The following is a 21,109-nucleotide window of genomic DNA, read 5'->3' on the forward strand; positions in this document are numbered from 1 at the left end:
GCACTAATAAGGTATTGTGGGTATTTTGAGTAGAGTCGATTTATGAATTAAAATACTCGACTTTAATTTTTTCTTATTAATGAATTTCTCCTAAAGACTATTATTTAGGAATTCATTTCTCATGATTTAATACTTTTTGAGAATTTAGAGTTGGTTTTCTTCTCAACTTATGCAGGCTTCGATGTTCGTTGTATATAAGCTATTGATTCATATTTTGTATTCTGATGGACAAGATTAAAGTGGAAGTGGTTTATTATTTTCAATTCTTAAAATATATATTATCCACGAAACAAGATTAAGTTAAAAACAACACTATAATTTACTCAACTAAAAAAGAATGAATAAACATTCAAAGATATACATAGCTGGTCATAAAGGTATGGTAGGTTCAGCTGTATGGAGAGCCCTAACGGCTGCTGGCTACAACAACCTAATTGGAAAAAGCAGCAAGGAACTGGACTTACGCAACCAACAAGCCGTGAATGCTTTTTTTGAAACCGAAAAACCAGAAGCCGTGATTGATGCCGCGGCGCGAGTGGGAGGTATTTTGGCCAATAACGATTTTCCCTATCAGTTTTTGATGGAGAACCTGCAAATACAGAACAACCTTATTGATGCGGCCCACAAGAATGAGGTAAACAAATTTATCTTTTTAGGGAGTTCTTGCATTTACCCAAAATTGGCACCGCAACCGCTTAAGGAAGAGTATTTGCTTACAGATACACTAGAGCCTACTAATGAGTGGTATGCCATAGCTAAAATTGCTGGTGTTAAAGCTTGTGAAGCTATTAGAAAACAGTATAATAAGGACTTTGTAAGTTTAATGCCTACCAATTTATATGGCCCGTTCGACAATTTTGACTTAAAAACTTCCCATGTATTGCCGGCCTTAATCCGTAAGTTTCACGAGGCTAAAGAAAACAATAACGCCCCAGTAACCCTATGGGGAAGTGGCAGCCCCATGCGGGAGTTTCTGCATGTAGACGACATGGCACGAGCGGTTTTGTTTGCCGTAGAAAATATATTACCAGATCATTTGCACAATGTAGGCACTGGCACGGATTTAACTATAAAATCCCTGGCAGAACAAATCCAACAGACCGTTGGCCATAAAGGAGAAATTTTTTGGGATAGTACAAAACCCGATGGTACACCACGCAAATTAATGAATGTAGACAAGCTTAAAGCTGCCGGTTGGGAAGCACAGATAAGTTTGGAGAAAGGTATAACTGATACATATAACTGGTTTGTAAAAAATCAAAATGATTTTAAAGAGGTAAAGTTATAAATGAAATTTTCTCTTTCTAATATTGCTGCAAACCTAGGTATCACAAGTGGCCGTACTAAAAATATTGTAAAACATATAGGATGGTCCTTATTCTATAAAATTGGTAGCATCATAGCTAATTTTCTTTTAGTCCCGCTTACGATAAATTATCTGGACACTGAAAATTATGGAATTTGGTTAACTTTAAGCTCTTTTATAAGTTGGTTTTCATTTTTTGATATTGGTTTAGGGAATGGACTTAGAAATAAGTTTGCTGAGGCCAAAACGCTTGGGAATTACAAAGATGCCCAGGCATTTGTGAGTACCGCATATTTTACTATAGGAACAATTAGCATGTTTCTGTTTTTAGTTTTAATTTTAATTAACCCACTAATAAATTGGGCTGCCTTATTCAATACTCAAGAAATCTTACAAGATGAACTTTCTTTACTATTGCCTATAATATTCGGATTTTTTGCATTGCAATTAGTGGTTAAATTAATCACAAGTATTTACCAGGCTGATCAAAATCATTCTATACAGGGGAAAATTCAGTTTTTCGGTCAGGTATTGTTATTACTAGTTATTTTTCTTTTGACTAAAACAGATCAAAGTTCATTACTTATTTTTGGAAGTATTTTTTCAGCCTTACCTGTTTTAATTTTAATTGGGCTTAATTTTTTTGCTTTTAACACAACTTTCAAAGCTTTTAAACCTAAATTTTCTCTATGGAAACAAGAATATTTGAAGGAAATTACAGGATTAGGTTTTAAATTTTTTGTGGTACAAATTGCTGTAATGGTACTATTTTCTACTGACAACTTTATTATTAGTAGGCTTTTTGGACCTGAGGAAGTTGTACCTTATAACGTTGCTTTTAAATATTTTTCAATAGTTACAATGGCTTATACCATAATTATAACCCCTTATTGGTCATCTTTTACTGAAGCTTATGCCAAAAAAGATTTTGAATGGATAAAAAAATCTGTATCCAATATTCAAAAAATATGGTTATCAATTCCAGTTGGGCTTGTTGGCATGATTTTTCTAGCCGATTGGTTTTATGAGTTTTGGGTCGGTGATAAAGTAAAGGTGTCTATGCAATTATCTTTGGCAATGGCTTTCTTTGTGGTATTATTGACATTTAATATGATTTATGTAAATTTTATTAATGGGGTTGGTAAAATAAAACTTCAATTAATAACTTCCCTTATTTCCATGTCTATTAATATTCCGTTGAGTATTTATTTGGGGAAGTATCTAGGTTGGGGTTCTACAGGGGTAATTTTGGCTACTTGCTTTAGTTTAGGATACTCTTTAATTCTAAGACCTATTCAATATTATAAATTAATTAATAACACCGCCAAGGGTATTTGGAATAAATAATGAGAAATTTTAATTTTTTAAAGACATATTACAAGGGCTATTTAAAAGCTCATTTAAGAAATCCTATTATTACCGATAACAGACCTTACAAAGATATAGGAATTCTAAATCCAGCCATTGGAACTTCAAATTTGGGAGATTTAATTATTTACGATAGTGTTTATTATAATTTAAGAGAGATATATGATGAGGGTTTAGTAACAAATTTCCCTACCCAATTGTACAATTCTTTTGATGCGATGAATATGATGAGTCAAAAGGATTTATTATTTATTTCCGGAACCAATCTCTTGTCCTCTAACCTCGAAACCCAACATCAGTGGAAAATTCACAAGGGGCATAAAAAGTTTCTAAATAATAAGGTTGTTCTTTTTGGATGTGGATGGTGGCAATATCAGAATGAAATAAATAGGTACACAAAAAACATTTATGAAGCCGTATTAAACAAAGAAGTATTGCACTCGGCAAGAGATCAATATACGGTTGATAAACTTAAAAATATAGGGATAAATAATATTGTTAACACTACTTGTCCTACATTATGGAGTATTACCCCTGAAAAATGTAAACTTATTCCAAAATCTAAAGGAGAGGAAGTAGTTACCACTTTAACATTTTATCATAAAAATGCTAAACAAGATAAAAGAATGTTAGAAATTTTATCCCAAAACTATAAGAAAGTGCACTTATGGATACAAGGAATGAATGACGTATATTATTATAATGAGATTAGTTCAGGATTTAATAATATTGAATTATTACCCCCAACAATGGAGGCTTATAATAAAATCTTACTGAAAAAAAATATAGATTATATTGGCACACGTTTACATGCTGGCGTTCGTGCTCTTCAAAATAATGTACGCACACTAATTCTAGCAGTTGATAATCGAGCGCTCGAGATTGGAAAGGATGTAAATCTGAATGTAATAAAGAGAGAAGACGTAGAGGATACATTAAATTTCATAAACAATGAATACGTAACAATAATAAAATTACCTCTTGAAAATATCGAAATTTGGAAAAAATCGCTTTATTCTAATAAATAATGAAAATACTCTGGTTTACCAATACACCATCCTTATATAAAAAGAATGAAAAAGGCTATAATGGGGGAGGTTGGATTGAATCTTTAGAAAATATTATAACCAAGGAAAATGACATTGAATTAGCCGTTGGTTTTTTTCATGCAGATACTAATTTTAAGAAAAAAAAAGGAAAAACTACATATTACCCAATTCCTTTATATAATACCATAGTCAAAAAACTTAAACGTTATTTTTTTTATAATAATGATAAGAACGAAGTAAATTATTATCTAAAAGTAATCAATGATTTCAAGCCTGATATAATTCATGTCTTTGGGTCAGAACAAAGTTTTGGGTTATTATCATTGTACACCAAGATTCCCGTAGTTATACATGTGCAGGGTATATTAAACCCATATTTAAATGCATATTATGCTCCTGGAAGTAATATGTTAGATTTAATAAAACAAAATCTTTTCAAACCACTTAAAATATTTAACTTAATACGCGGTATGTCAATTTTTAAATTTAATGCGCAACGAGAAGCTATTATATTAAAGAATTGTAAATATTATATGGGGCGTACAGAATGGGACAAGAATGTTACATCATTATATGCGCCAGAATCAAGATACTTTTATTGTAGTGAAGTACTTAGAGATTCCTTTTACGATGCGAAGGCCTGGCAACAAAAAAAGCGCACTAAACTCATCCTTGTTTCTACAATTTCAAAAACTTCATACAAAGGATTTGATTTAATAATAAAGACCGCAAAAATACTGCAAGAACTAAATAAAACTGATTTTGAATGGAATGTTTTCGGGATTAAAGAATATAATGAATGGGAAGCTAAATTAGGAATTAAATGTAGTAATGTTAATGTTTTTTTAAAAGGAGTAGCAGATAGCTCAACTTTAGTTAAGAATATTCAAGAATCAGATATTTTTATACATCCATCCTATATTGACAATAGCCCTAATAGCTTATGTGAAGCACAAGTGATTGGAATACCTGTTATTTCAACTAATGTTGGTGGTATTACAAGTTTAATTAAAAATGAGGAAACAGGCCTATTAATTCCGGCAAACGACCCATATACGCTAGCTGCACGAATAATTGAAATTAAAAATAATAAATTAAAAGCAATTAAAATAGGTGACAATGCAAGAAGTAAGGCAAAATTGAGACATGATAAGGAAATAATCTTGAACGATTTGTTAGACGCTTATAAACAGATAAAAAATGCAAAAATTACTAATAAAAATATATAAAGGCTGTAAATTGCTATATAGACAATTGTTAGGTAAGTTTTCAAAATTGTACTGTTCGGTGTTATTTTATTTAAATGATGTGAATGTTGTTTCCTTTAGTAGTTTAGGCATTCCTTACATACATAAAAGTATTAAAGCAAAGATTTTTGTTGGAGAAAATTTTAAAATGAACAACGGTGTAAAATACTCAGATTCTGGTTTAAATGGTAAATGTAGAATTGAAGTTAGAGATAAAGCCATTTTAACAATTGGCAACAATGTGGGTATGAGTGACGTAACAATCACTTGCCATGAAAAAATTAATATAGGCAACAATGTTTTAATTGGTGTAGGAACACAAATTAGAGATACTGATAATCATTCCCTAAATCCACAAGATCGATTAATAGGATTAGATTGGGAAAATAAAAAAAATGCTTCTATTTTAATTGAAGATAATGTATTTATAGGTGCAAATTGTTTTATTCTTAAAGGTGTTACAATTGGTGAAAACACAATTATTGGTGCATGTTCTGTAGTAACTAAAAATATTCCGGCAAATCAGATTTGGGCGGGGAATCCAGCAATAATAATTAAATTAATAAAGACTAGTTGAGGTTATGGAAAAACTATAAATGTATACCCATATATTCCTATAATCATTAATCTGCACAACTACAATAGATTTATTGACCGAAGAATTTATAGCATTTTTGCATTAATTTAAACTTCATTTGAAAATTTTAAAAATTCAATATCCTTTAGCTTTAATATTTATATATGAAGTTATAATGGTTGTTTTTAAGCCTGATGGTTTATCCTTCTTTAAATTAGGATTAACTACACTCTTATGGTTTTCCTTTATCATTGTTTTGAACATCTTAATTAAAGAATATAATAACATTAAGAAAACCCTATAATACTCCCCAAATATAGGACAGGAAATTAAGTTGTAATTTAACCCTGTCAATATGAAAACACCCAGAAGAAAATTCAGTGCATCGTTCAAGGCCAAAGTGGCTATTGAAGCGATCAAAGAGCAGACAAGCCTCCCTGATCTTGCCGCCAAATTTGAAATACACCCTGCCCAAATATCCAATTGGAAGCGGGAATTTTTAAAAAATGCAGATCTGGCCTTCGGATCCAAACCCGAAAAAGAATCCCCGGACCTGGATACCGCGCCCCTTTACAGTAAAATAGGCCAGTTACAGGTCGAGAACGATTTTTTAAAGAAAGTCTTGGGCAAATGAGCACTACCGAAAGAAGACAGAAGGTAGTAAGGTCCCATCCAAGGCTGAGTCTTGTACAACAATGTGAACTTCTTGGCATCCATCGCTCTGGTCTCTATTATAGGCCCAAGAGCGAGAGTCCGCTCAATTTAAGACTGATGAAGGAAATAGATGCACATTTCCTGGAACACCCTTATTATGGGGTAGAACGAATGACCGATTATCTCAACCTTGATATGGGATACCGTGTAAACGTGAAAAGAATAAGACGGTTGTATAAAATCATGGGACTACAGACCATATATAGAAAGCCCAAGACTACTATCAGGGACCCTAAAAGTTATAAGTTCCCTTATTTATTGAAGAACCTTCCAATAGAGCGTCCCGATCAGGTCTGGCAGACCGACATCACTTATATTCCCATGTTCCGTGGCTTTATGTACATGAATGCCATAATCGATGCATACAGCAGAAAAATACTTAATTGGAGCATCTCGAATTCCATGGACAAGCAATGGTGTATCGAACTCTTACAGGACACTATTGCCAAGTACGGACCACCGGAGGTACATAACTCCGATCAAGGGGCCCAGTACACAAGTACCGAATATATCGACGTGCTTAAAAAACATAACATCCAAATATCCATGGACGGTAAGGGAAGAGCTTTGGACAACATTTACATCGAGCGTTTCTGGAAGTCGATCAAATATGAAAAGATTTATCTAAATCCTCCAAATGGAGGTCTAGATCTCTATAAAATGGTAAGAGAGTACATTGAATTCTACAATACCAAAAGAAGGCATACCGAGATAGGAAAAGTTCCTCCTGATCAAATTTATAACATCAAAAAAATAGCATCATAAATAATTATAAATATCTTTAAACTGTCTTACAGATGGGGAGTAGTGTATATCTATTCTTACCATGATTGCCTTTTTGGATAGACAAGGTATTTATTTGAATATGATAACCTTGGTAAGAACCAATTCCGAGAATCAAGAATTTGAAAAACTTTTGGAGCTACTTAATTTGGACCCCGGCCGAAAGGGATGGGGACCGCCACTCTTTGGCCTTTTCTATAAGATCGATGACATTAAATATGTGGTCCAGGCCCATGAAAATCAAAATCCGTTTATCGCTGGATGATGAGCGAATACAATATTGATGCCATTGGGACCAAGAGAGTATATGTTTCTCCTGGATGCCGCGGAAAAGGAGTTGTATCCAGAATCCTGTCCGAACTCGGAAAATGGGCAAATTAATTATCCTATTTTCGTTGTATATTGGTAAAGGGAACCGACCTACTATGGGCCTACTGGTTTTATCGGAAGCCGGTTATGGTCGGATCCCCAATGACCGGTCTGTGGCCAAAACCAAGGATTGGCTGTGTTTCACAAAGAAAATGTAGTAATATAGGACGCACCGGTCCCTATACAAGGCCCATGGTGATCATTTAATTGGTTTACAGAATTGTTGAAATAAATAGGATCCACCTTTGGTCCGCACTTAAATTATTCAGAAAAATGAAAGATTTCGAGTTATTTGAACCTAAGAATTGGTTGGAACTACAAGAATATTTATTCCAGGAAAAAGACAACAAGATTGATAGATTTCGCTCTCCTTATGCCTATAGGGGCGTATATAATGCCCAATTTGGTTTAGAGACCAGTCTGCAGAGATTGGGAAGGATACCTTCGAAAGTAGAAGGTACAATGATCAGAAACTTTAAGAAGTACTCGCCCATAAACACCTTGATCGATGATTATAACAACCTTTGGAACTGGATCTCCTTGGGACAACACCATGGGTTGCCTACAAGACTTATCGACTGGACCCACTCACCAAATGTTGCATTACATTTTTTAACGGAAGACATGGGCACTTATAATTTGGATGGAGCCATCTGGATGGTAAACTATGTCGCACTAAGGGAGCACCTGCCGGACGAGCTCAAAACACCTATATTGAGCAAAGATATATTCTATTTTAGCTCCATAGAACTGAAACAAACAATTGGTAATTCCATAGAGGAACTATATGATTTTTCAAGTAGGAACACGAATACCATGGTGTTTTTCGAGCCACCCTCCCTTGATGATCGAATAATAAACCAATTTGCGCTTTTTTCATTTATGCTAGATCCGGATTCCAGTCCATTGGAGTGGCTTAAAAACCATCCCGAATATTTAAGAAAGGTAATTATTCCATCTGGACTAAAGTGGGAAATAAGGGATAAGCTCGATCAGGCAAATATTACTGAAAGGATCATATATCCTGGATTGGAGGGGATTTCCAAATGGCTAAAAAGATGGTATAGCGACAAGAACAAGGTCAAGTGATCGTTCAATTGTGTAATACAAAATTCACGAAAAATTAAGGAAAAAACCGCCCTCGACCGATTACTTCGAAAAAACTATTCCCATTTAGAAAATACTTTTTATATATTGCTTCGGCAGCCACCAAAAGGCACAATTGGAACCTGTTCTTGTTCGGAACCAAGGAAGAACGGCCCAAAATGGACAAAAAATTCACAAAATGCCGGAGTGAAAACTTTTTTGGGAAAGTACAGGGGGCTTTTGGAAGATGCGCAACGGCAGGGACATATAAGCAGGGGACCTGAATGTGAGCTTGTTCTGTGAGCTGAACCTTTGTAAGCGAAATAAAATTCTACAGGAAGCCGAGTTTTCGAAAAATACTACCCCGGAGTGGTTTCTGAAACATTTTAGTAGTTATATCCAGATTTTTCCTATTTCGGCATTCCATTCCAAAAATATGAGTAATATTGTATATGTTCGATTTTCGCCTAAAAGTTTTTTATACCGTTGCAAGAAGGCTCAATTTTACTAAGGCCGCAGAAGAATTATTGATATCCCAGCCTGCTGTCACCAAACATATAAAGGAGCTCGAAAGCCAATTTAATCTTGCGCTTTTCGATCGAAGGGGAAACAAGGTTGTTCTTTCTCCTGCTGGAGAAGTACTTCTGAAACATACCGAAAACATGCAAGAGATCTACCGGCAAATTGAATTTGACCTAAACCAATTCAATGAGGCATTTAAGGGTGTTTTACATGTTGGTTCCAGCACCTCAATTACGCAGTATATATTACCTCCATTACTTGCACGGTTCCACAACATTCATCAAGATGTGAAGGTAGAGCTGCTAAGTGGTAATTCGGAACAAATAGAGCAGGCCCTTCTCAATAAGAGCATTGAAATTGGGGTTGTTGAGGGCAAATCCAAAAGACGTGAAATCCACTATACCCCATTTTTAAAGGATGAGATTGTATTGGTTTGTGGTAGCAAAAATCCATTGTCTTCCAAAGAAGAAATAAAGCCAGAAAACCTGAAAAACATACCTCTACTTATTAGAGAACCTGGGTCAGGGACCTTGGAAGTCATTGCCGACGCTCTAAAACAAAAAGGAATCCGACTTGCCGATCTTAAAGTAGAAATGCAATTGGGAAGTACAGAAGCTATAAAATCCTACCTACAACACTCGGATTGCATGGCATTCGTTTCATTACATGCCATCCTTAAAGAACTTAAAAGTGGCGTTTTAAAAATTATAGAGATTAAAAAGTTACCTATCCATAGGCAATTCTACTTTATAACTCCCCAAGGCCCAGAAGGAGGATTACCCTTATTATTGATGAATTTTTTAATCCGAAACCATAATTTTTAGTTGTTATTAATTATTGAATACACTGTTCTTTAAGACAAATGTTTTTCAAAACTACATTGAACTTTCGCATAACCTTCCCACCTAATTCTCAATTACCTTCATAACCTTAGGTTATCGCAAATTAATATTTGCAATTGGCTATTGAGCATAAACCCCAGTAAATTTGTATTGGAAGGACAGCAATAATAATGGCAAGCTGTCTTGATGTATAATTAAAAAAATATATACTATGAGTTTGAGAATAGGCGACGACGCACCAAATTTTAAGGCGCAGACCACAGAGGGTGAACTTGATTTTCACCAATGGCTGGGCAACAGTTGGGGGATACTATATTCACACCCGGCAGACTATACCCCTGTGTGCACCACAGAACTTGGTAGGACCGCACAGTTGAAAGAGGATTTTGCAAAAAGAAATACCAAGGTACTTGCAGTGAGTGTTGATGACCTGGATTCGCATTTTGGTTGGGTCAAAGACATCAACGAAACCCAAAACTGCAATGTAGATTTCCCTATTATAGCTGATACTGACAAAAATGTAGCAACACTATATAATATGATCCACCCCAATGCATCAACCTCTGCCACGGTGAGATCTGTTTATTTTATTAGTCCAGACAAGAAGGTACAGGCTATTATAACCTATCCTGCCTCGACGGGAAGAAATTTTACTGAGATTCTTCGGGTAATCGACTCTCTAAAACTTACAGCAGAACATAATGTTGCCACTCCAGTGGATTGGGAAGTTGGACAGGATGTAATTATTCCACCAGGAGTTAAGCAAGAAGAGGTCGAATCCAAATATCCTAAAGGTCATCGTGTTATCAAACCTTATTTGAGATATACTCCCCAGCCCAACAAATAATTCTAATTATCGAATAGCATGGAACTAAAAAAGGGATTGAACAGGGGACCGTTTAACGATGAGCAAGCAGACAAACTCAATATAGCTTTGTCCGGACTTGATTCAGGACAGCTTCAATGGCTCAGTGGATATTTCGAAGGACTTATCCAATCATCTTTGAATAATACCGCTGTGGGAAGCCGATCATTTGGTTCGGATCCCAATGTTGATGGTGAGCTTAAAACTGAAAAGGTGCATATCCTTTTCGGGAGTCATACTGGCAACAGTGAAGGCTTGGCCAAGGAACTCCATGCTCGTGCAAAGGATATGGGAATTGATGCATTGATTTCCGATATGGCTTCCTTCAAAACAAGGGAATTAAAAAACATCAAAAAACTGGCCGTAATCGTGAGCACCCATGGATTGGGCGAACCCCCGGTACAGGCGGAGGACTTTTACAATTACCTTCACAGCAAAAAGGCGCCGAACCTGGCCCATTTGCAATATTCGGTTTTGGCTCTAGGTGACAGCAGTTATCTAGACTTTTGCCAGACCGGTAAGGATTTTGATACCGTACTCGAGAAATTAGGCGCTCAGAAAATCGTACCTCGCCAAGATTGCGATGTAGATTATGTAGATGAAGCGGAGACTTGGCAAAAGAATTTTTTATCTGCTATAATTCAGACCAGTTCCCAAAATACCACGGTCCAAGTGCAGGATCTTCCCAGCAACCAAGTTACTGGAATCCAATATTCGAGAAAAAATCTTTTTGAAGCCACTATTCTTGAAAAAATCAATTTAAATGGAAAAGGATCTTCAAAGGAAACCATTCACTTGGAATTAGATCTGGAAGGGTCTGGAATAAAATATGAGCCAGGCGATGCATTGGGAGTTTATGGAGCCAATTCCCCTAAACTAGTAAGGTCGGTTTTAGAATCGACCAAATTATCCGGTGAGGAGGAAGTGGAAACCCATGAAGGAATCAAAACTTTATATGATGCACTTACGTATGACTATGAACTAACCCCACTATCAAAAACCACGCTTTCCGGATATGCAGAGTTAACTGGCAATGAGGGACTAAAGAAAATCCTTGGGGACAAAATTGCACTTCAGGAGTATCTTTCCGGACGTGATTTTTTGGATCTGATAAGCGAGGTACCGATCACACTAACTTCTAAGGAACTGATTTCTGTCTTGCGCAAAAATACCCCGCGGATGTATTCCATAGCCTCCTCACAAGATGTGGTTGATGAAGAAGTCCATCTGTTGGTGTCGGTTGTCCGATATAATGCATTGGGCAGAAATAAAGAAGGTCATTGTTCGGCAACCTTGGCAGATAGGCTTGAGATTGGCGACAAGGTAAAGGTCTTTGTTGATAAGAATACGCGTTTTAAGCTTCCCGAAAATCCGGAAGCACCAATTATAATGGTCGGTCCGGGAACGGGAGTGGCACCATTTAGGGCATTTATGCAACAACGGGAAGTTTTGGACAAAAAGGGGCCTTCCTGGCTTTTCTTTGGTGACCGGAATTTCACGACAGATTTCCTGTATCAAACAGAATGGCAACAATATATGAAGGAGGGAGTATTGACCAAGGCAGATGTTGCCTTTTCAAGAGACCAGGAAGAAAAACACTATGTACAGCACAGAATGTTGGAGAACGGTAAAGAGCTTTATGAGTGGTTGGAAAAAGGAGCGCATTTTTACGTGTGCGGTGACGCACAAAAAATGGCCAAGGACGTGGATATTGCCTTAAAACAAATTGTACAACAACAGGGAGGAATAACTATTGAAAAGGCAGAGGAGTATGTTAAAAATCTTCAAATTACCCATCGTTATCAAGCAGATATCTATTAAGATAGCTTCAGGAGTGCTTTAATGCCCAGGAAAATGTATTTATGGAAAAACAATCGAATTACAAGGAATTATCGGAAGATGAACATATCAAGGACAAGAGTGATTTCCTTAGGGGAAGTATAAAGGACAGCCTAAAAAACCCTTTGACCGGAGCTTTATTTCCCGACGATGTCAAACTTATAAAATACCACGGTTCATATCAGCAATATGATAGGGATCTGGAGAGTGAACGAAAACAGAAGAAATTGGAACCATTGTACCAGTTTATGGTTCGGGTAAGAGCTGCTGGTGGGGTTACTACTCCCAAGCAATGGCTTGCCTTGGATGAACTTTCGGAACAATATGGAAATGAAACCCTTAAATTGACCACCAGACAATCTTTCCAATTTCATGGCATATTAAAAAGGAATTTAAAACCTACGATTCAAAAGGTTAACGAAGTTTTGTTAAGTACACTTGCGACCTGCGGGGATGTGAATAGGAATGTCATGTGTAATCCGAACCCTTATCAATCCCATATACACGAAGAAGTATACCAATTTGCAAAAGAAATAAGCGATTATTTTCTTCCAAAGACAACTGCATATCATGAAATATGGCTGGAAAAGGAAAAAGTGGCGGGAACTCCTGATTTTGAACCTTTGTACCAACACAATTACCTTCCTAGAAAGTTTAAAATAGCAATAGCCATTCCACCCAAAAATGATATTGATGTTTTTGCGAATGATCTTGGACTTATTGCCATAGAGGAAAACAACAAAGTAATAGGATATAATATTTGTGTAGGCGGTGGATTGGGGAGTACGTTTGGAAATCAGGAAACCTATCCGCGACTGGCCGATGTTATTGGTTTCTCTCGAAAGGAAAAAGTGTTTGAAGTAGCTGAAACGGTTATAGCCATCCAAAGGGATTACGGCAACCGATCTGACCGTAAGTTATCGAGATTAAAACATACCATAGACGACAGGGGACTAGAATGGTTCGTAGGGGAACTTCAAAATCGCATGGGGTGGAATCTGGCCAAACCGAAACCCTATCGATTCAGATCAAACGGAGATGAATATGGCTGGTTAAAAGGCATCAACAATAAATGGTTTTATACCTTGTTTGTGGAACATGGGAGAGTAAGGGATGAAAATGGATATGAACTGAAAAAGGCTTTAAGGGAAATTGCCAAAATTCACACAGGTGATTTCCGATTAACAGGCAACCAAAATCTCATTATCGGAAATATCGAGGAAGTTAAAAAGCAGGACATTGAAGCGATTTTAGAGGAGTATGGCGTTGGTAACCATCCTAAACTTACGGGTCTTCGTAAGAGTTCCATGGCCTGTGTGGCATTGAACACATGTGGATTGGCTTTTGCCGAAGCAGAGCGCTACCTTCCTTCCTTAATAGATAAACTGGAGGTAATTATGAGGAATAATGGTCTGGACAACGACGAAATCAATATTCGGATGACAGGTTGTCCAAATAACTGTGCGCGATCCTCACTAGGGGAAATAGGCTTTGTGGGTAGGGCCATTGGTAGGTATAACATGTATTTGGGAGCAAGTCACAACGGTGACCGTTTAAATACTCTATACAAGGAAATGTTATCCGAGGAAAATATTTTAGAGGAATTAGAGCCGATTATTGAAGCATATGCCCAAGATAGGTTAGGGGAGGAGCATTTTGGAGATTTCGTAATCAGAAAGAAAATTGTTGAACCAACAGAGCGGCCATTACGGGTTATGAACTAAGAGCATTGCTTATATGAAACCAACTCTAAAAGCACTAGAGGTGAATTTCATGGATTCTGTTTTATTTTGTCATCTTACGGTCTTTATTGTCGATGGACCATACGTTATGAGGACTACTCCACTCCGATAGGATAACAGATTAGTTTTGATATTCATTTTCAGAGTCAACAACTTTGAATTCAAATTTTAATCAAACGGGAATATAAATACTAAAAGTGGTCCCATTGGTCAGCTCCCTATGAGTTTAAACTTGAACGACCATTGGTCGAAAAATGGCAAAAACACTTAAAAGGTATGCCGTTTAAAAAATTGCGACTTACCAAGCCTATACAGATAAAGAATTAGATTAGAATTATACCTGACCAAACAATGGTATGAAAGTCTTCCTTCTATAAAATGAACAAATATTTAAAATTGAATAAAAAATATCGGGGTAGGCCCCCGATATTTTTTAGAACACTTTATACCATTATATTTAAACGTTATAAAGCGCCTCGGCCAATTCCGTTTTTTTGTTTCGACTCAACGGTACAGATGTTCCAGCTACTTCAACCTTTTTAGTATTAAACTTTTCAACTTTCTCCAAATTCACGATGTATGATTTGTGGATCCTCAAGAATTTATCCTTTGGCAGCTTTTGTTCAAAAGATTTCATTGTGGATAGAATAACTACATTTCCTTCAGTCGTTACCAATTTAATGTAATCGCCTAGAGCTTCTACCCAATTTATATCGCTTAAAACAACTTTACGTTGTCTTAGGTTACTTTTAACAAAGATATACTCCTCTTCCTCATCCAATTTATTAATCTGCTCATATTTGGCCACGGCCCTTTTTACAGAGGCATCAAATCGAACTAGGGATATAGGCTTATAAAGATAATCGGTTACGTTGTAGTCAAAAGCCTTGAGTGCATAATCAGGGTTACCGGTAATCAAGATTACCTGTGGTGGGTTGTCCAGTGATTCCAAGAGATCAAAACCATTGATGATCGGCATTTCCACATCGAGAAAAATAAGGTCGATGTCGTAATTTTTTAGACCGTTTTTTGCCTCAATGGCATTACTGTATTCGGCTACCAAAGCCAGATTTGGATGGTTGTTTACCATTCTAGCTATGGCAGTTCGCTGCATGGACGAATCGTCCACTATTATACATCTCAATTTCATAATGGGGGATACACATTTTATTAATTCCAGATCAAAATACATACTTGGCTTTGATAGGAATAATAAATGATGCAAACAGTACCTTAAATGTTGTGTAAAAGAAGATATTCGTAGTATAAGAAATTGGAGAAGTACTCCAGTTTCATTTATTTTTAATGTAATTCATTCCATGAAAAATTAAACCCTGAAAATTGTAGCAGTCTTAACTAAAAATTTAATTACGCTAACTTTGACAATAGCTTTACCATTTAAAATGCAAAAACTTTTCGAGCACATCAACAAATACATCGAAATTGACCAAAATGAGTTTCAAGAAATTGCCAAATATTTTGAAACTCAAACAGTCAAAAAAAAAGAACTGCTTTATGAACCTGGAATCAAATCCTTAGGCCACTATTTTGTTTTGAGCGGCTGTCTTCATTTATACATTATTGAGGAAGGGGGAACGGAGCACACTTTGCAATTTGCCATCGAAAATTGGTGGATAACAGATTATTTGGCCTTTCATAACAATACGGATTCAGAATGTCATATTCAAGCCGTCAAAGCCTCGACCATACTTCACCTAACCAATAAAAATGAAAAGGAATTACTACTTCGATTTCCAAAAATGGAAACCTATTTCAGAAAAATATATCAAACGGCCTATGGGGCCTCACTTAATCGAATAAGGTATCTTTTTATTTATTCGAAGGAGGAAATTTATTTTAGGTTTAAAGAAGCCTTTCCAGATTTCGTAAATAATGTCCCCCAATATTTAGTGGCAAGTTTTTTAGGGTTGTCACCAGAATATGTAAGTAAATTAAAAAGAAAAGAGAATTCTTGAACCAGTTCAAGAATTTTTAAAGGAGAATCCAGGACCTTTGTTCTCTAAATTCTGCACAATGAAAAAATCAGTAATAATTGTGGGTGGAGGTTTTGCAGGCTTGGAGTTGATCAAAAGAATTGGGAATTCTCCCCGCTACGACATCATATTGGTAGATGCAAATAATTACAATTTTTTTCCACCTTTGATCTATCAGGTCTCTACGGGTTTTATGGAACCTTCTGCCATCAGCTATCCATTTAGAAAAATATTAAGGAATTTAAAAAACACTAGATTTCGGCTGGGAAGTTTAATTAAAGTTGTTCCCGGTGAAAATAAAATTATACTGAGCAATGGGGAATTGCACTATGACATTTTGGTAATGGCTACGGGTACGGAAAGTAGTTTCTTTGGCAACAAAAACATTGAAAAATATAGTTTGCCCATGAAAACCATAAGTGATGCCCTTACCTTGCGAAATACTATACTCACTCGATTGGACCGGGCCACAAGACAAGATGACCAAGAGCAGCGAAAAAGGTTGTTGACTTTTGTAATCGCTGGGGCTGGACCAACAGGAGTGGAGCTATCGGGCCAAATGAAATCCTCGATAATAAAAAAAGATTATCCTGAATTGAAAGAAAGCGATTTGGGTAAGATTTATCTGATAGATGGTCAAAATACAGTTTTGAACACCATGTCAAAAAATTCCCAGACCTATACTCATGCCAAGCTCATTGAATTAGGTGTAGAAATAAAACTTAACTGTTTGGTAAAAGATTTTAAGGATGATATTGTTCTACTTTCCAATGGCAGTAAAATCGAATCCAAAAATTTGATCTAGGCAGCAGGGGTAACGGCAAAGGCTTTCGATGGCTTTTCTCCGGATAGCTTTGGCAAAGGCAGGCGATTAAAGACAAACACTTTTAATCTGGTCAAAGGATATGATAATGTTTATGCCTTAGGGGACTGTGCGTTGGTTCTTGGAGATAACGAATATCCAGAAGGCCATCCCCAATTGGCCCAACCGGCAATCCAACAGGCCAAAAATTTAGCCTTTAATTTGGAGAAAGACCAAGGCCTATGGACTCCTTTCGCCTACAAAAACAAAGGTTCATTGGCAATAATTGGTAGGAATAAGGCTGTTTTTGACTTACCGAAAGAAAAGTATTTCATAAAAGGATTTATTGCCTGGCTTATTTGGATACTGGTACATATTATGGGGCTGGTAAATTTTAAAAATAAATTTCGCACACTGGTCAATTGGATCGGTTACTACATCTATAAGGATCAATATTTTAGAATGATCATAAAGCCTAACGATAAAAAACAAATTAATTAAAGTAATATGAAAACACATTTTAAACTACTAATGATGTCTTTAGTTGCTGTGATAGGTTGTAATACAGACAAATCCAAATCCCATACCAATGCTTGGAATTTACAACCCACAAATGTTTCGTTGGATACCTTGACAAAACACCTAAAACCTTTCAAAAAAGAATTGCCAACTATCGGTCTCCTGATGTTCAATGGCGTTCTACAAACTGAAGTAATTGCAACTTCCGATGTTTTTGCTAAACCGAGTATTGATGGCAAGCAGCTTTTTAATGTTGTTACCATTGCAGAAACCAACAGTCCGATAACTACAGAAGAAGGTATGAGGTTTTTTCCCGATTATACTTTTGAAAACTGCCCACGACTTACAGCCTTGTTTGTGCCAAGTGCTTATGACATGTACGCCCAGGTGCATAATGATAAAGTGGTAGATTTTATAAGGGAGAAAAATAACGAAACCTTATACACGGTTAGCAATTGTGCCGGAGCCCAACTTATAGGAAAAACCGGTATTGCAGATGGACATAAAATTGTAACTTGGATCGGAGGGGGCAATCAATTGCAAAAGGATTATCCAAAACTAAAAGTGCAGAATGACAGTCTGGTAACATTTGTTGAAGACGGTAAATTTAGTTCCTCGAACGGTAATTTGGCAAGTTATATATCCGCTTTGAGCTTATTGGAAAAAATGGCCGGTCATGAACATAGAAAGTTCGTGGAGGGCTACCTATACCTTGATCGCCTGCAAAACTGGAAAGATTGAGTATCGCTATTGTCCGAGTTGGCAACAAAAGAGCCTAAACATCATTCATTCTGCCGGGACATAAATATTTTGTCCACGGCAATGTTATCCAACGGCTTTTCAAAATAGCCCTTGACCAAAGAATGGTTCTTAGCACGCTGACGGTCCGTTGAATTGGAAAATGCGGAAACGACATAAATCTCGAAAGGGCTAATACTTCCTCGAAATTTTTCCAGTTCTACCAGAAAGTGCCACCCTGTTAGCACTGGTAAGCCTAAGTCCAATAAAACCTTTTCCGGAAATTCCATTTTACCATCCATACATTCCTTTAGGGCGTCTAATGCCTCCTGAACGGAATAAAATGTACTTACCCTATTGTTGGGGTAAGATTGCCCAATCTTATACTTTATGGCAAATTGTGATACCATATCATCATCAATGATCCATAGGGTTTCTTCTCTCATAATTACTTACAATAGCTTTTTATAATTCATCAACAATTTACCTCTGTGTGGAAGATCGATCGTTGCCTATGTAATCCCCGAATTCGAAAAGTCATCCAAAATAATACCCGGAATTAATGGCTGCTTTTATTATTGGCCTCAAAATAATGACTATATAGCTTCATCCCAATAAAAATTCGCCGAACGGTTTGAGTATTTGGATAATTGTATACACTTTACAATATTCCATTTATTTAAAATTAACTATTTTGGATACTCTTAGGGATCAAAAACAAGGAATGCCTTGATTGGGACAAAGAACAAGAAAAACTGTGAGTCACAATAGAAATTAATATTTAGCCTTAAGAAGTACTGTGGTAAAAAACAAGTTAAAACACATTAATTTTTAACCAAGGTACTTCTATAAGTATCGTCATATATCAATCCTGATTTTGCGATTGCAAAGGCTTGTTTTAGCAGCTTGTTGCACACTGCGATCAATGCCAGTTTTTTACTCTTCCCCTTAGCTACTATGCGCTCATAAAGTGCCCTGCAGGCCCTGTTGCATTTACAAGCGTTAAAACTGCACATAAACAATAGGTTACGGAGTTTTTGGTTACCTATCTTACTTATGCGTGGTCGTCCTTTCACGCTGCTACCGCTCTGTCTGATTATGGGGGTCAGACCGGCATAACTGCATAATTCACTTCCGCTGGTAAAACGATTGAACCCATCTGTTAGAACCACTAACATAACGGCGGTTTTGTCTCCGATTCCCGGAATAGTCTTTAGGCGTGTCAGAACATCCTGGTGCACTTGTTTAACCAGTATCAATAGTTTTTCTTCCAAGGTTTTTAATTCTTTTTGAACTTGTTTCAAACTCCGCTTCAATGATCCAATAACAAATTTACTTGGATTGCCTAAAACAGCTTCTCCGTGCAATTTATTTTTTAGCATCGTGCTCTGTTTTGTATATACAGAAAGGAGCCTGGTCATCTGGAGGCATTCTATCTGATGTTTAGAATTGCCTTGCCAGAGTTTGAGCTTCACCTGTCCTGCATACTCACAAATAAGTCTGGAATCGCTCTTATCGGTCTTGATCTTCGATAACTTCATCTGTATAAAACGTTTTACCGCTAATGGATTTTCCACCGATACTTTCATTCCGGACTCAAGTAAATAATAGGCCAACTGATAATGATAATAACCCGTAGCTTCCATTACGCAGTGACTATCAACACCCAAGATCTTTACGAACTTCTTAAATCCAGAAATATTATTTTTAAAATGATAGTAATTGCCATCGGAATCCGTGATATCGAAAACTAGATGGCTAATGTCAATCCCAAAATATTTGATATCTTTAATCATAAGAAAATGTTTTTTGAAAGGACAATCTACGCGAGTTTCAACGACTTAAAATCGAGGTCCAAAGCCTCATAGAACTGTACGAAATCTGTGTAGAAAAGAGAGGGGATTTTCAATGGTGACGAGATCTATGTCTCTGCGTACGTTATAACCTTATTCCTCTCTTTTGTCTTTTCTGTTTATATTCTAATTTAATGAATTGTAAACTTAAGCCGTACGTACGGGTCTCGTATACGGCGGTTCAATAATGAAACTTAACGATTGTAGTATTCGATTAAACTAACATAACCTTTCCTCTTTAACCGTTTTACGGCGATTGTAGTACGCAGTATTGGGCTTTGGGCTACTGCCCAACCTCCTTTTCTTGTTCTACTCCACGCATAGGCATGGTCTTGGTCTACACCCAATCGGATTAGGTTTTTCCTTTTTCTCTTGGGCTTCTTCCAATCTATCCGAATGCAATAGCGTAACCGGTTCCTAATCCCGTCGTCCATATATCAGAGCTTGCCCTGAATACTTGTACCCCGGAAATAGTTCATTCATCCCCGCTGCACTTGGTTTATCTTGGCAATACGCTGGTCAAAGGTCATCGGACTGGTTTTTCTGGTCATTCTAACAGAATCCAATGAAGTTTGGAATTAAGCAACTGGCAGTAACCACCAAGGTTCCGTGTGGTCGGTATGGCCTGTCCTCCAGACCTTGAGTATCCAAAAAATGAAGACCGTATTCCCTATACTTCAGCGGATGTCCATTGGCCTGAAAGTAATCCACTTCCTAATAATTCCGTTGTTTTTAGACCGGCACATATCAAAAACATCTCAAATTCCGGTTTCCCGCAACTTACTTTTCAAAGAATTGTTTTTCTTTAGTTGCACACAAAATAAGCCAACGAACTATAGCCAGACCCCAGAAAATAGGGTAGGGGTCAGTAGAGCTATAAACCATCTAATTAAT

Annotated in this window: 19 protein-coding genes and 1 pseudogene; 16 read left to right on the plus strand and 4 right to left on the minus strand. The window is 36.7% G+C overall.

Going from position 1 to position 21,109, the window contains the following annotated elements; translation table 11 throughout:
* Positions 1-337 precede the first annotated feature (337 nt).
* The 13 genes from U735_RS0111590 to cysI all read left to right on the plus strand — a co-directional run bounded on the left by U735_RS0111590 (position 338) and on the right by cysI (position 14,291).
* The gene (locus U735_RS0111590) at positions 338-1,288 is read left to right on the plus strand and encodes a GDP-L-fucose synthase family protein (protein WP_031443973.1); all 951 of its coding nucleotides are present in this window, start codon (positions 338-340) and stop codon (positions 1,286-1,288) included.
* The gene (locus U735_RS0111595; RefSeq protein WP_031443974.1) at positions 1,289-2,653 is read left to right on the plus strand and encodes a lipopolysaccharide biosynthesis protein; all 1,365 of its coding nucleotides are present in this window, start codon (positions 1,289-1,291) and stop codon (positions 2,651-2,653) included.
* Positions 2,653-3,702: a polysaccharide pyruvyl transferase family protein gene (locus tag U735_RS0111600; RefSeq protein ID WP_051892105.1), complete on the plus strand. Its 1,050-nt coding sequence runs from the start codon at positions 2,653-2,655 to the stop codon at positions 3,700-3,702. The genes U735_RS0111595 and U735_RS0111600 overlap by 1 nt, the downstream gene beginning before the upstream one ends.
* Complete coding sequence (locus U735_RS0111605; RefSeq protein ID WP_031443976.1) at positions 3,702-4,952, plus strand: glycosyltransferase family 4 protein; 1,251 nt, start codon at positions 3,702-3,704, stop codon at positions 4,950-4,952. The genes U735_RS0111600 and U735_RS0111605 overlap by 1 nt, the downstream gene beginning before the upstream one ends.
* Positions 4,924-5,547 carry an acyltransferase gene (locus tag U735_RS0111610; protein WP_031443977.1) on the plus strand — a complete coding sequence of 208 codons (624 nt, stop codon included), beginning with the start codon at positions 4,924-4,926 and terminating at the stop codon, positions 5,545-5,547. The genes U735_RS0111605 and U735_RS0111610 overlap by 29 nt, the downstream gene beginning before the upstream one ends.
* Positions 5,548-5,902: 355 nt before the next feature.
* Positions 5,903-6,181, plus strand: coding sequence for a transposase (locus tag U735_RS0111620; RefSeq protein ID WP_031443978.1), 279 nt, complete (start codon positions 5,903-5,905; stop codon positions 6,179-6,181).
* A complete protein-coding gene (locus tag U735_RS0111625; protein WP_031443979.1) occupies positions 6,178-7,026 on the plus strand; it encodes an IS3 family transposase in 849 nt (282 codons plus the stop codon). Before U735_RS0111620 ends, U735_RS0111625 begins: the two co-directional genes overlap by 4 nt.
* A gap of 61 nt (positions 7,027-7,087) precedes the next feature.
* On the plus strand, positions 7,088-7,309 hold the full coding sequence (locus U735_RS0111630; protein WP_031443980.1) for a hypothetical protein: 222 nt from the start codon (positions 7,088-7,090) through the stop codon (positions 7,307-7,309).
* A 377-nt stretch (positions 7,310-7,686) separates the two neighbouring features.
* Positions 7,687-8,502 carry an FRG domain-containing protein gene (locus tag U735_RS0111640; RefSeq protein WP_031443981.1) on the plus strand — a complete coding sequence of 272 codons (816 nt, stop codon included), beginning with the start codon at positions 7,687-7,689 and terminating at the stop codon, positions 8,500-8,502.
* A gap of 449 nt (positions 8,503-8,951) precedes the next feature.
* Positions 8,952-9,845 carry a LysR family transcriptional regulator gene (locus tag U735_RS0111650; RefSeq protein WP_031443983.1) on the plus strand — a complete coding sequence of 298 codons (894 nt, stop codon included), beginning with the start codon at positions 8,952-8,954 and terminating at the stop codon, positions 9,843-9,845.
* Between the two features lie 229 nt (positions 9,846-10,074).
* The gene (locus U735_RS0111655) at positions 10,075-10,710 is read left to right on the plus strand and encodes a peroxiredoxin (RefSeq protein WP_031443984.1); all 636 of its coding nucleotides are present in this window, start codon (positions 10,075-10,077) and stop codon (positions 10,708-10,710) included.
* A gap of 18 nt (positions 10,711-10,728) precedes the next feature.
* Positions 10,729-12,549 carry an assimilatory sulfite reductase (NADPH) flavoprotein subunit gene (locus tag U735_RS0111660; RefSeq protein WP_031443985.1) on the plus strand — a complete coding sequence of 607 codons (1,821 nt, stop codon included), beginning with the start codon at positions 10,729-10,731 and terminating at the stop codon, positions 12,547-12,549.
* Positions 12,550-12,590: 41 nt separating this feature from the next.
* Positions 12,591-14,291, plus strand: coding sequence for an assimilatory sulfite reductase (NADPH) hemoprotein subunit (gene cysI, locus U735_RS0111665; protein WP_031443986.1), 1,701 nt, complete (start codon positions 12,591-12,593; stop codon positions 14,289-14,291).
* A gap of 475 nt (positions 14,292-14,766) precedes the next feature.
* Here the strand turns inward: cysI and U735_RS0111670 are convergent, their stop codons facing one another.
* Complete coding sequence (locus U735_RS0111670) at positions 14,767-15,459, minus strand: LytR/AlgR family response regulator transcription factor (protein ID WP_031443987.1); 693 nt, start codon at positions 15,457-15,459, stop codon at positions 14,767-14,769.
* Between the two features lie 253 nt (positions 15,460-15,712).
* Here U735_RS0111670 and U735_RS0111675 point away from each other — a divergent pair, with 253 nt between their 5' ends.
* The 3 genes and pseudogenes from U735_RS0111675 (at position 15,713) to U735_RS0111685 (ending at position 18,365) form a co-directional block, all read left to right on the plus strand.
* Positions 15,713-16,285: a Crp/Fnr family transcriptional regulator gene (locus U735_RS0111675; RefSeq protein ID WP_031443988.1), complete on the plus strand. Its 573-nt coding sequence runs from the start codon at positions 15,713-15,715 to the stop codon at positions 16,283-16,285.
* A gap of 58 nt (positions 16,286-16,343) precedes the next feature.
* Positions 16,344-17,606 (plus strand): annotated as a pseudogene (locus U735_RS24605) (NAD(P)/FAD-dependent oxidoreductase).
* Positions 17,607-17,612: 6 nt separating this feature from the next.
* Positions 17,613-18,365: a DJ-1/PfpI family protein gene (locus U735_RS0111685; RefSeq protein ID WP_031443989.1), complete on the plus strand. Its 753-nt coding sequence runs from the start codon at positions 17,613-17,615 to the stop codon at positions 18,363-18,365.
* A 41-nt stretch (positions 18,366-18,406) separates the two neighbouring features.
* On the opposite strand, the gene U735_RS0111690 is transcribed toward U735_RS0111685, so the two are convergent.
* The 3 genes from U735_RS0111690 to U735_RS25585 all read right to left on the minus strand — a co-directional run bounded on the left by U735_RS0111690 (position 18,407) and on the right by U735_RS25585 (position 20,649).
* Complete coding sequence (locus tag U735_RS0111690) at positions 18,407-18,808, minus strand: response regulator (protein WP_031443990.1); 402 nt, start codon at positions 18,806-18,808, stop codon at positions 18,407-18,409.
* Between the two features lie 378 nt (positions 18,809-19,186).
* Positions 19,187-20,158 (minus strand): IS110 family RNA-guided transposase, encoded by a 972-nt coding sequence (locus tag U735_RS0111695; protein ID WP_031443991.1) that lies wholly within the window; start codon positions 20,156-20,158, stop codon positions 19,187-19,189.
* A gap of 251 nt (positions 20,159-20,409) precedes the next feature.
* The gene (locus U735_RS25585; RefSeq protein ID WP_232233252.1) at positions 20,410-20,649 is read right to left on the minus strand and encodes a hypothetical protein; all 240 of its coding nucleotides are present in this window, start codon (positions 20,647-20,649) and stop codon (positions 20,410-20,412) included.
* Positions 20,650-21,109: the final 460 nt, after the last annotated feature.

The sequence above is a fragment of the Arenibacter algicola genome (genome assembly GCF_000733925.1).
Taxonomy (GTDB): Bacteria; Bacteroidota; Bacteroidia; order Flavobacteriales; family Flavobacteriaceae; genus Arenibacter; species Arenibacter algicola.

Coding starts and splice junctions, on each gene's coding strand:
- U735_RS0111590 (WP_031443973.1), top strand. CDS start 338: ATGAATAAACATTCAAAGATATACATAGCTGGTCATAAAGGTATGGTA.
- U735_RS0111595 (WP_031443974.1), top strand. CDS start 1,289: ATGAAATTTTCTCTTTCTAATATTGCTGCAAACCTAGGTATCACAAGT.
- U735_RS0111600 (WP_051892105.1), top strand. CDS start 2,653: ATGAGAAATTTTAATTTTTTAAAGACATATTACAAGGGCTATTTAAAA.
- U735_RS0111605 (WP_031443976.1), top strand. CDS start 3,702: ATGAAAATACTCTGGTTTACCAATACACCATCCTTATATAAAAAGAAT.
- U735_RS0111610 (WP_031443977.1), top strand. CDS start 4,924: ATGCAAAAATTACTAATAAAAATATATAAAGGCTGTAAATTGCTATAT.
- U735_RS0111620 (WP_031443978.1), top strand. CDS start 5,903: ATGAAAACACCCAGAAGAAAATTCAGTGCATCGTTCAAGGCCAAAGTG.
- U735_RS0111625 (WP_031443979.1), top strand. CDS start 6,178: ATGAGCACTACCGAAAGAAGACAGAAGGTAGTAAGGTCCCATCCAAGG.
- U735_RS0111630 (WP_031443980.1), top strand. CDS start 7,088: ATGATTGCCTTTTTGGATAGACAAGGTATTTATTTGAATATGATAACC.
- U735_RS0111640 (WP_031443981.1), top strand. CDS start 7,687: ATGAAAGATTTCGAGTTATTTGAACCTAAGAATTGGTTGGAACTACAA.
- U735_RS0111650 (WP_031443983.1), top strand. CDS start 8,952: ATGTTCGATTTTCGCCTAAAAGTTTTTTATACCGTTGCAAGAAGGCTC.
- U735_RS0111655 (WP_031443984.1), top strand. CDS start 10,075: ATGAGTTTGAGAATAGGCGACGACGCACCAAATTTTAAGGCGCAGACC.
- U735_RS0111660 (WP_031443985.1), top strand. CDS start 10,729: ATGGAACTAAAAAAGGGATTGAACAGGGGACCGTTTAACGATGAGCAA.
- cysI (WP_031443986.1), top strand. CDS start 12,591: ATGGAAAAACAATCGAATTACAAGGAATTATCGGAAGATGAACATATC.
- U735_RS0111670 (WP_031443987.1), bottom strand. CDS start 15,459: ATGAAATTGAGATGTATAATAGTGGACGATTCGTCCATGCAGCGAACT.
- U735_RS0111675 (WP_031443988.1), top strand. CDS start 15,713: ATGCAAAAACTTTTCGAGCACATCAACAAATACATCGAAATTGACCAA.
- U735_RS0111685 (WP_031443989.1), top strand. CDS start 17,613: ATGAAAACACATTTTAAACTACTAATGATGTCTTTAGTTGCTGTGATA.
- U735_RS0111690 (WP_031443990.1), bottom strand. CDS start 18,808: ATGAGAGAAGAAACCCTATGGATCATTGATGATGATATGGTATCACAA.
- U735_RS0111695 (WP_031443991.1), bottom strand. CDS start 20,158: ATGATTAAAGATATCAAATATTTTGGGATTGACATTAGCCATCTAGTT.
- U735_RS25585 (WP_232233252.1), bottom strand. CDS start 20,649: ATGGACGACGGGATTAGGAACCGGTTACGCTATTGCATTCGGATAGAT.